Origin of the sequence: Bartonella sp. CL100XZDX, from assembly GCF_042195375.1 — a bacterium.
Taxonomy (GTDB): domain Bacteria; phylum Pseudomonadota; class Alphaproteobacteria; order Rhizobiales; family Rhizobiaceae; genus Bartonella.
Genome location: NZ_JBHIOH010000041.1, coordinates 47,175 through 57,592 on the forward strand (window position 1 = coordinate 47,175; position 10,418 = coordinate 57,592).

8 protein-coding genes, 3 tRNA genes and 1 pseudogene are annotated in these 10,418 nt (G+C 36.9%); 10 read left to right on the forward strand and 2 right to left on the reverse strand.

Annotation, left to right across the window (positions count from 1 at the left end):
- Nucleotides 1-28 precede the first annotated feature (28 nt).
- A complete protein-coding gene (locus tag ACFILU_RS04035) occupies nucleotides 29-307 on the forward strand; it encodes an HU family DNA-binding protein (protein ID WP_375674851.1) in 279 nt (92 codons plus the stop codon).
- A 1,093-nt stretch (nucleotides 308-1,400) separates the two neighbouring features.
- Here the strand turns inward: ACFILU_RS04035 and trmFO are convergent.
- Nucleotides 1,401-2,813, reverse strand: coding sequence for a methylenetetrahydrofolate--tRNA-(uracil(54)-C(5))-methyltransferase (FADH(2)-oxidizing) TrmFO (gene trmFO, locus ACFILU_RS04040; RefSeq protein WP_375674853.1), 1,413 nt, complete (start codon nucleotides 2,811-2,813; stop codon nucleotides 1,401-1,403).
- A 134-nt stretch (nucleotides 2,814-2,947) separates the two neighbouring features.
- Here trmFO and ACFILU_RS04045 point away from each other — a divergent pair.
- The 6 genes from ACFILU_RS04045 to ACFILU_RS04070 all read left to right on the forward strand — a co-directional run bounded on the left by ACFILU_RS04045 (nucleotide 2,948) and on the right by ACFILU_RS04070 (nucleotide 8,936).
- Nucleotides 2,948-3,030, forward strand: a tRNA-Leu gene (locus ACFILU_RS04045).
- 135 nt (nucleotides 3,031-3,165) lie between these two features.
- The gene (gene tig, locus ACFILU_RS04050) at nucleotides 3,166-4,593 is read left to right on the forward strand and encodes a trigger factor (protein ID WP_375674855.1); all 1,428 of its coding nucleotides are present in this window, start codon (nucleotides 3,166-3,168) and stop codon (nucleotides 4,591-4,593) included.
- 130 nt (nucleotides 4,594-4,723) lie between these two features.
- Nucleotides 4,724-6,223 (forward strand): Asp-tRNA(Asn)/Glu-tRNA(Gln) amidotransferase subunit GatB, encoded by a 1,500-nt coding sequence (gene gatB, locus ACFILU_RS04055; RefSeq protein WP_273791161.1) that lies wholly within the window; start codon nucleotides 4,724-4,726, stop codon nucleotides 6,221-6,223.
- 182 nt (nucleotides 6,224-6,405) lie between these two features.
- A complete protein-coding gene (locus tag ACFILU_RS04060) occupies nucleotides 6,406-6,804 on the forward strand; it encodes an NADH:ubiquinone oxidoreductase subunit NDUFA12 (protein ID WP_012755018.1) in 399 nt (132 codons plus the stop codon).
- A gap of 90 nt (nucleotides 6,805-6,894) precedes the next feature.
- Nucleotides 6,895-7,320 (forward strand): DUF2155 domain-containing protein, encoded by a 426-nt coding sequence (locus tag ACFILU_RS04065; protein ID WP_273791166.1) that lies wholly within the window; start codon nucleotides 6,895-6,897, stop codon nucleotides 7,318-7,320.
- Between the two features lie 884 nt (nucleotides 7,321-8,204).
- On the forward strand, nucleotides 8,205-8,936 hold the full coding sequence (locus tag ACFILU_RS04070; protein WP_375674857.1) for a rhomboid family intramembrane serine protease: 732 nt from the start codon (nucleotides 8,205-8,207) through the stop codon (nucleotides 8,934-8,936).
- Here ACFILU_RS04070 and ACFILU_RS04075 read toward each other — a convergent pair.
- A complete protein-coding gene (locus ACFILU_RS04075) occupies nucleotides 8,933-9,763 on the reverse strand; it encodes an RNA methyltransferase (protein WP_273791163.1) in 831 nt (276 codons plus the stop codon). The genes ACFILU_RS04070 and ACFILU_RS04075 overlap by 4 nt on opposite strands.
- Before the next feature lie 206 nt (nucleotides 9,764-9,969).
- Here ACFILU_RS04075 and ACFILU_RS04080 point away from each other — a divergent pair.
- From ACFILU_RS04080 to ACFILU_RS04090, 3 genes and pseudogenes are all read left to right on the forward strand, one after another.
- Nucleotides 9,970-10,053: transfer RNA gene (locus tag ACFILU_RS04080), tRNA-Tyr, on the forward strand.
- A 31-nt stretch (nucleotides 10,054-10,084) separates the two neighbouring features.
- A tRNA-Gly gene (locus ACFILU_RS04085) sits at nucleotides 10,085-10,158 on the forward strand.
- Nucleotides 10,159-10,338: 180 nt separating this feature from the next.
- Nucleotides 10,339-10,418 (forward strand): annotated as a pseudogene (locus ACFILU_RS04090) (elongation factor Tu); the annotation flags it as partial.

Here is a 10,418-nt window from a genome sequence, read left to right on the forward strand (position 1 = left end):
CAGGTAATATAGGGAAAGGAAATATTTTATGAATAAAAGTGAATTGGTTAGCTCCGTTGCTGAAAAGGCAGGTGTTTCGAAAGCGCAAGCTGGTGCTGTTGTTGATGCTTTTATGGCTTCTGTAACAGAAGCTTTAGCTTCAGGGGGAGATGTTCGTCTTCCAGGTTTTGGCACTTTTGAAGTTTCTCATCGTGCTGCAACAAAGGGGCGTAATCCTTCAACTGGTGCTGAAATCGATATTCCAGCACGTTCTGTACCCAAATTTTCTGCAGGAAAAAACCTTAAAGAAGCAGTTAATAAAAAATAATTTAAGCGACATAAAAAAAACCCGATTTATTTATAAGCGGGTTTTTTTTTACACATGTATTATGCGCGTTTTTCATATAAGACTTTGAGATCTTTGCAGTATTTTTTATTTTCATGTATTGCTGGTATTCTTGAAAATGATTTTAAGTGTTGTATAAAATACTGTCAGCTTAAAATATATTGTTTTTAGCCTTTTCAGTAAAATATTGCGCTGTATTAATGAAGTATTCGCATGGCTTATTAAATGTAATGTTAACTTTTATTACGCTGAAGTTTTACGGTGTTTATTTTAAAACAAGATCCGTAAATAGTATGAGGCAAAAAACTCTGTAAAGTCTATAAAAGTTATTATATACCACTATTTACGCTTAATAAAAGCGCGTGTTTGTGCCACAGTCCTATCATTTTTCTAGTTCCTATAATGTTACTACTAGCCCTCGATATCTAAGACGAGTGCATAAGGGATAGTTTTATTCTTTTTATACGCTAACCTTGCTTGTGACGCACCAAGAAGATAATTTTTAGTGATTTATTAGAGGGTCTGAAATGAAAGAACCTTATGATATACAGACTTCGCTTTCAATGTTATGATTTTTTTGGCATTTAAGAGGGGAGAGATAGATTCTGCTCTATCTACAAATATTTTTTCCATATCTTTATTTTACTTGTGATATGCAAGCGAGCGTTTTTTCTTCATCACACAAGAGTTAAAATGAGAGAATGTCACAAATTTTGAGGGAGGAAGTTAAAAAATAGTAAAATTACTCTTATAAAATAATATACATTACGTAAGATAAAAATTATTAATGAAGATAATACAGTATTGCTTGTGTATTTTCCATCTATTTAATTTTTTTGATTATTCATAATTATATTTATATGATTGTTTTATTTTTAATCATTAAATCATATTAAATTGTTGATAGCGGTAAAAGTTTTTTATAGCCAAAAGTTATTTTACAGCACTTACATAATTGAATAAATGATGAAACGTAGGTAGTATTTATTGATTGGGGGAGACAGTCATTAAAAGGCTTTAAAATGATTTTTTCACGAGAGTCATATCAGTAGATGAGAAGCGAATCGTGTGTTTTTTATAAACAGAGACTCTTTGATTCTTTATCTGCTAACCACTGAGTACAATCATTGAGAGCTCTCGCTGTTATGGCTTGTTTTTTCACTAGTTTTTTTTCTTTACTTGGTAAGCGTTTTCCTGAATGTTTAATAGAAGCAATAGGGGGAAAGAGTCCGAAATTGATATTCATTGGCTGAAAAGATTGTGTTTCTGCTTTTTCATCTATGATGTGTCCCCCTGTAATATGATTCAAAAGAGCTCCAAATGCTGTAGTTTGCGGGGGTAGGCAAGGGGAAATATAATGATATTCGGCAGCAGCAAAACGTCCAGAAAGAAGCCCTATTGCTGCTGATTCTACATAACCTTCACATCCGGTAATTTGCCCTGCAAAGCGTAGTTGTTTTTTGTGTTTTAAACGAAGGGTTTGATCAAGAATAATTGGTGAGTTGAGGTAAGTATTGCGGTGAAGACCACCAAGACGCGCAAACTCTGCTTTTTCAAGACCGGGAATCATTCTAAAAATGCGAATTTGTTCACCATATTTCAGTTTTGTCTGAAAGCCGACCATATTATAAAGCGTTCCAAGTTTATTATCTTGGCGTAATTGAACGACAGCATAAGGTTTAACTGTAGGGTTATGGGCATTGGTTAAGCCCATAGGTTTCATAGGACCGTGTCTTAACGTTTCAAGTCCGCGCTCAGCCATAATTTCAATGGGGAGGCATCCATCAAAATAGGGTGTTTTTTCAAAGTCACGAAACTCTGTTTTTTCAGCATTTTTTAACGCTTCAACGAATGTTTCATATTGTTCTTTGCTGAGGGGACAATTAAGATAATCTTTTCCTGTTCCCTCAGGACCAATTTTATCATAGCGAGACTGATACCAACAAATGTTGATATCAATACTATCGGTATGTATAATAGGCGCAATCGCATCAAAAAAAGAAAGAGCTTTTATACCGGTTATTGCTTGTAATTCTTGAGCAAGTGCAGGCGATGTAAGGGGGCCTGTTGCAATGACAACATGTTTCCAAGCTTTAGGAATTTCTTGAACTTCTTCACGTTTGATTGTTATAAGAGGGTGGTTTTCGAGTGCTGTCGTAACGGTTTTTGAAAATCCATCACGGTCAACAGCAAGGGCACTACCTGCGGGAACTTTGTTGGCATCAGCAGCTTTCATAATTAACGATTTCGCTAATCGCATTTCAGCATGTAAAAGCCCTACGGCATTTGTTAATGAATCATCAGAACGGAATGAATTTGAACAAACCAGTTCTGCCAAATTATCGGTTTTATGGGCATCTGATTTTTTTTCGGGTCGCATTTCATGCAAAACAACAGGAATTCCTGATTGTGCGATTTGCCAGCTGGCTTCACACCCCGCAAGGCCGCCACCGATGATATGAATTGGGATATCAAATCTCTTTAACATAATTGACTTTTAGCGTAAGCAGTTATGTATGAAAAGCATAGATTTTGTTTTTTTAAATATATTTGTTTGCTTTTTTCTCGTAATTAATGGTATAGAGACGCCGCTTGTATAAGGTTATTAGCTTGTAAGTTTGAGCGGATGTGGCGAAATTGGTAGACGCACCAGATTTAGGTTCTGGCGGGAGACCGTGGGGGTTCGAGTCCCTCCATCCGCACCAAAGCGATCCCTTAAGTGCTACGGATTTCTACGTGTCTGAAATTCCGCTTCATGGTAAATGTAACACTCGAAGTGTTAGAATGTAATGATTATTAGAGTGGGTTTATCCCTCTCCTTAGGAAAATGAAGGTGTTTAATGCAGGTTACCGAGACGCTTAATGAAGGACTGAAGCGCGAAATTAAGATCGTGGTTCCAGCGAAAGATTTAGAAGAAAAGTTGAATGAACGATTGGATGATACCAAGGGAAAAATCAAGCTTAATGGTTTTCGTCCCGGTAAAGTGCCTAGTGGGCATTTGCGAAAAATGTATGGTAAATCCTTTATGGCGGAGATTCTCAATGAGATACTCAGTGATGCACCTCGATCTATTTTAGCAGATCGCAATGAACGTGCAGCGATGCAGCCAAAAATTGATATAGATGAAGATGAAAAAATTCTAGATGGCAAAGCTGATTTTACTTTTAGTTTAAAGTATGAAGTTTTACCAAAAATTGAAATTAAAGATTTTGAACATATTAAGGTTATCCGTGAAATTGCAATTATTCCTGAACAGGATATTAATGATCAAATCAATCGCGTCCTTTCTTCTACGCGTAATTATTCCCTAAAAGAGGGGGCTTCTGAAGAAGGTGATCGTATTACCATAGATTATCAAGGTAAGCTTGAAGGCGTTCCATTTGAAGGTGGGGCAGATAATGATGCACAACTGATTCTTGGGTCAAAACAATTTATTCCTGGTTTTGAAGAGCAATTGGTTGGTGTGAAAGCTGGGGATGCAAAAACGATTTTTGTTAAATTTCCTGATAATTACAGTGCGGCACATTTGGCGGGACGGGAAGCAGAGTTTGATATTACTGTCAAAGCTGTCTTTAAACCAGATGAATTAAAAATTGATGATGAAGCAGCGCAAAAGGTTGGTTTAGAGTCTCTAGATCGCTTACGTGAGGTCGTTCGTGGGCAGATTGAAAGCCAGTATGGTTCAGTGACACGTCAAAAAGTTAAGCGTCAAATTCTTGATGCTTTAGATGCTGATTATAATTTTGAGATTCCTGAAGAACTTTTAGAGATTGAGTTTAACAATATATGGGCTCAGGTTAATGATGATTTGAAAAAGGCTGGGCGCAGTTTTGAAGATGAAGGTATTACAGAAGAAAAGGCACGGGAGGAATATCGTGTCCTTGCGCAACGTCGTGTGCGTCTTGGTTTGGTGCTTTCTGAAATTGGAATGAAGGTTGGTGTTAAAGTTAGTGAGGATGAGCTAAAAGCAGCCGTTTTTGATCAGGTTCGCCAGTATCCTGGACAAGAGAAAGAGATTATGGATTTTTTCCGTAGGACTCCGGAAGCTGTTGAAAATCTACGTGCTCCAATTTTTGAAGAAAAGGTCATTGATCATTTGTTAACACAGATAAAAGTTACAGATAAAGAAGTGACGGTTGAAGAGTTAATGAAAGAATATGACGAATCAGATGTCCCTGAAGAAAAGCCGGCAAAGAAAAAATCTGCAGTGAAAGAAACGTCTACAGAGAAAACATCAGCTAAGAAAAAAGCTCCTAAAAAAGCTTAATATTTATGCAAACAGAAAAAGCCCGATAGAATCGGGCTTGTGTTGTAAGATTTATATCCTGGGGTTACACTGAGAGAATGGTTTTAGATAAGCCATGAGTATATTTTAAAATATTGGTAGTGGATTGGCAATGAGCATCATTGATACGCGTACTCCTGATTCTAAGCGTTTTATTTCTGGAGTTACAGGTGATTGGGAAGTCATCATTGGCATGGAAGTTCATGCGCAAATCATATCAAATTCAAAACTTTTTTCAGGAGCATCAACAAAATTTGGTGCAGAGCCGAACAATCATGTATCACTTATTGATGCAGCCATGCCAGGTATGTTGCCTGTTCTTAATCAAGAATGTGTTCGTCAAGCGGTTCGAACGGGGTTAGGATTAAAGGCGCATATTAATTTAAAGTCTGTTTTTGATCGCAAAAATTATTTTTATCCAGATTTACCGCAGGGGTATCAGATTTCTCAATTTCGCTATCCCATTGTGGGAGAGGGAAAGATTATCATATCTGTTGGTCCAGATTCGAATGGCCAATTTGAGGATATTGAAGTGGGAATTGAGAGGTTGCATCTTGAACAGGATGCTGGAAAATCGATGCACGATCAACATCCAACGATGTCTTTTGTAGATCTTAATCGTTCTGGTGTTGCTCTTATGGAAATTGTTTCCAAACCTGATATGCGCTCATCAGATGAAGCTAAAGCCTATATGACAAAATTGCGTACGATTGTTCGTTATTTGGGCACTTGCGATGGCAATATGGATGAAGGTTCTATGCGTGCAGATGTCAATGTATCTGTTCGTCGTCCTGGTGAAGATTTTGGAACGCGCTGTGAAATTAAAAATGTTAATTCTATTCGCTTTATTGGTCAAGCAATTGAGTATGAAGCGCGTCGTCAGATCGCAATTTTAGAAGATGGAGGCGTCATAGATCAAGAGACTCGGCTTTTTGATGCCGCTAAAGGTGAAACGCGTTCTATGCGCTCAAAGGAAGAAGCGCATGACTATCGTTATTTTCCTGACCCTGATCTTTTACCATTAGAATTTGATCAAGCATTTGTGGATGCTTTGGCAGCAGACTTACCAGAATTGCCTGACGCTATAAAAGCACGTTTTATTAAGGAAATGGGATTGACAGTGTATGATGCTTCCATTCTTGTGACAGAAAAGGCTATTGCTGATTATTTTGAAGAGGTAGCGCGTGGGCGTGATGGAAAAATAGTTGCTAATTGGGTGATTAACGACCTTTTAGGGGCTTTAAATAAAGATAATCGTGAGATTGAAGAGTCTCCAGTATCGCCAAATCAATTGGGAAGTATTATTGATCTCATAAAAGAAGGAGTTATTTCTGGAAAAATTGCCAAAGATCTTTTTGAGATTATTTGGAATGAGGGGGGTGATGCACGCCAAATTGTAGAAGAGCGAAATATGAAGCAGGTAACGGATACAAAGGCTATTGAAAGAGCTGTTGATGAGATCGTTGCTAATAATTCTGATAAAGTTGCGCAAGCAAAGCACAAACCTGCTTTAGCTGGTTGGTTTGTTGGACAGGTAATGAAAGCAACAGGTGGTAAGGCAAATCCCCAAGCTGTTAATGAATTGGTTAAGATGAAACTTGGCATAGATTAAATTTTTATGGGGTGGAGAAGAAGCCATACATATGATATCTTCTTGAAATTAAAGGATAGCACGTTAACCTATCAATTGGAATTGTAGTTGAATTTACGAGTAACTTTTTCGATAATTTCAATCGTTAATAATTTTATTCCAACGATTAATTTCATGAGCGCACTAAATGAATGGAATAGCAGATGGCTCGTTTTTTTAAGCAAATCTTCACATGGTGGAATGGCAATACCATTGGTACGCGTTTTTTCACATGGCGCAAAGGTAAGCGGATAGGGGAAGATCAATTTGGAAATATATATTATGAAGGAGGACTTCATAAGGATGGTTATCCGCACCGTTGGGTTATCTATAAAGACTATTCTGAGGCCTCTACTATTCCACCAGGTTGGCACGGCTGGATTCATCATCGCTGTGAGTGTCCACCAACACAGGAGGATTATCATCCTTATGAATGGGAAAAGCCTCATGTTGCAAATATGACAGGAACAAGTGAGGACTATCGACCAAAGGGGGCTATCACTTCCAATGGAGAGCGTTCTTGTGTGCATGAAGATTATGATGCGTGGTCACCTAAAAAATAACATGTTTTAATGTGCGTGTGTATTTTTGTCTTATTTGACTCTATGTTATGAAAAGAATTATTTTTTTAAGGTGCGATTGATTTTGATATGATGAGATTTTTTTTATTGTTAGGGGTGAGGCATTTTTTTTATATTTTTTTAATGGGAATTTTAGTGTTTTTATCCTTAAATAGTGGAGTGCGGGCTGAGCGTATTAGCAATGGAATTGCTGTTTTTGCGGGTCTTGACAAAATCACGGGGCGGACTACACGTTTTGAAGTTACTCTTGGTAAAATTTATCAGTACGGTGCATTACAGGTAACTCCACGTGCGTGTTATACGAGCTCTAAAGATGAACCCACGCGTACAACAGGTTTTGTTGAAGTCAATGAAGTGACATTAGATAAAAAAATACGGCGTATTTTTACAGGATGGATGTTTGCAGATAGTCCTGGTTTGAACGCTGTTGAGCATCCTATTTATGATGTATGGTTAAAGGATTGCAAGCAGAATTCTCAAGATCTTCCTCTTCAATGATTAGTGTATTATCTATTTATAATACATTGATTTATAATAGTTATTTATCATTTTACAACTTAATAGGAGGTTCAAATTCCTATGATTACCTCATTTAAAATTTTTTATATTGAATTGATCCAAACTATTCTCTTGCGCGTTAAAAGTGACGGATGTGTAAATAAGACTGTCTAAGAAAGGAATAAAAAACTCCGTCATGAACTGTTTAAATTCAAAGATGCATCATTAGAATAAACATATTTTTTCAGTGTTTCATAAGAGACAGTTCTTGAATTATATCTGTAAAAGGTTGAAATGAAAGGCTTGTTTATATTTGTTAAAGAGATGAACTGACGCTTTTGCATTTATGAGGGAAACAGACTATCAAGTAAGTAATTCATCATGAAACACCAATCAGTATATCTAGAGAACGCTGTATTGGTATTTTTTCTCATAGAGATGTCGTTTTTTATTCAAAGAGTAGAAGCAATGCAATCTCTATTAATGGAAAAATTGAGATTTAAGATTATTTAAAGTTTATCAATCGAAGTATAGCTTGGTTAAAAAATGCAGTGATCAATATATTTCTAGTAAGAAAACAATGTTTATATATTTTTATTATATACCACACTCATAAGTGAGTTTGTCTATTTGTAAGTTCTTGTATATTGCATGATAACTTCACATTTAAGTAAGCAGAATACCATTAAGTTTGTAAATCATATTCTTGGTATCCATGTTTTTTAAAATCTTTTGTATAAAATACACGTGTTTTCATGTAGAGCTATTGAAAATTTTAAAAGAGGCCTCGAAGAGGCGTTAAAAAGATTTTGCCTCACTGGGAGTGGTATATTTCTTTTGTATAAAGAATAACCCATTTTCTGAAAAATACGAGATTTTATACAATGAAAGTTTCTAGTCACCACCATAATGATGTTTCCCGATTGCCGAAACAACCTAAAGAACCCTTATTGAATGTTCCATTTATTATAGTTGTTTTGATAGCATTTTGTTTTTGTCTTTATTGCATTTCTCAGTATTTTTTTTCTCATCAGTTTTATGTTGAAAGCCTTGAGTTTTTTTCATTTATACCAGCATTGTTTAAGAGGGATCCTGTAGCATTTTGTTATACCATGGTGAGTTATTCATTTATGCATAGTAGTTTTAAACATGTTGCTCTTAATATGGTTTGGCTTTTGGTTTTTGGCTCTCCTTTAGCAAGGCATTTTGGTGTTTTACGTTTTTTAATTTTTTGGGTGTTAACGGCAGTTATTTCTGTTTTGACTTATTTTACATTTCATCAAGAAAGTACCATATCACTTATTGGGGCGTCAGGTGCCGTATCTGGAATGATGGGTGCTATTGCACGTTACGGTTTTCCTAGTGGGAATCTAGCTGTCAATGCGCAGAACGAAAAACTTTTTGGACCTTTATTGTCTGTCAAAAAAGCTCTGTGTTCTAAGGGGGTGCTTGTTTATATGAGTGTATGGCTAGCGACTGATTTTATCATAGGTATTTCTTCTATTTTGTTTGAAGAAAATGGCATCTCAATAGCATGGGAAGCTCATATTGGCGGGTTTTTTGCGGGTTTTTTGTTGGTTGGTTTTTTTGATGTTTCACAAAAAATTAAAAACTAGGATCTAAGATATTGATGTGCCACATAAAGTGCTATTGTTGCTGCATTTGAAACATTTAATGATTTAATATTTCCAGGCATATCAAGGCGTGTTAAAGCGCAAACGGTTTCGCGTGTTTTTTTACGTAAACCTTTACCTTCTGCTCCTAAAACAAGAGCAATTTTATTCCCTGTTAATGCTGTTTCTAGAGGTTGGTCACCTTCTGAATCGAGACCAAAGCTTGTAAAACCTGTTTGATGAAGTTCTTGAAGAGCTTCAGCGAGGTTTCGTACGGTAATATAATGAATCATTTCCAGAGCTCCAGATGCCGCTTTCGCAAGAACACCGCTTTCGTGGGGAGAGTGACGGCAAGTTGTAATAAGTGCTTTAGCTTTCAATGCAACTGCAGAGCGCATAATAGCGCCAACATTATGTGGATCGGTAATTTGATCCATGACAATGACCAGATCAGTATTGGTTAGTTCCGACAGTTTGCATGGTTTGAGGGGGAGAGTTTCCAGAACAATACCTTGATGAACAGCCTCACTTCCAACAAGCGAATCAAGATATTTGGGGGTGCATAATGTAACAGAGCAAGGATAATCTGATTCGGATATATTTAATCGTTTTAAGGCATTTTGTGTAACGTAAAGACATTTTAAAATTCTTTTTGGGTTTTCTAAAGCAGCCTGAACAGAATGAATACCATAAAGATAGATGATCCCTTGCTGTAAAGAAGCAGCTTTCTTCTTTGGGTGTGTAAAAGATCGAGAAGGAGAGCCTTTTGTATCGCGATATCGGCGACGCAAACGAGCATAATGAGAATTTTGTGATGTTTTTTCTTTCATAGCTTCTTTATAGCGTGTTAATAAGAAAAATAGAGAGAAAAAAATCTATGATTTAAAATTATGAGCAGGAAATTTGTACAGAACTGTATTTATTCTGTTGACAGATACAATAGTAATCGTCATAACCACTTCGCAATCAGATTGAATTGAATGGGTATTCAAGATGGTTGTCGTGATGTCTCATTGCGTGACTTTATCGGTGTAATGGAGGGGTGCCCGAGTGGTTAAAGGGGGCGGACTGTAAATCCGTTGCGTATGCTACGTTGGTTCGAATCCAACCCCCTCCACCATTCATCGAAGGAGAGTTAGTAAGTGGGTCATGCGGGTATAGCTCAATGGTAGAGCAGCAGCCTTCCAAGCTGAATATGCGGGTTCGATTCCCGCTACCCGCTCCAAATGGTTGTTGATGATTGGGCAAATAGGTATGATGGAGGATATTCCATTTATAGATTGGGTGGGGTTTTGCCTCTAAGAGTTTTGGTTATTGGGCTGTTTACAGTCTGGTCAGACTCATTTTTGCAGGACTGACCCTAGGTGCTAACAAAAATAGGGAATAAAACAAGAGATTAATAGCAATGGCGAAGAGCAAGTTTGAACGAACAAAACCGCATGTTAATATTGGTACGATTGGTCACGTTGATCATGGGAAGACCTC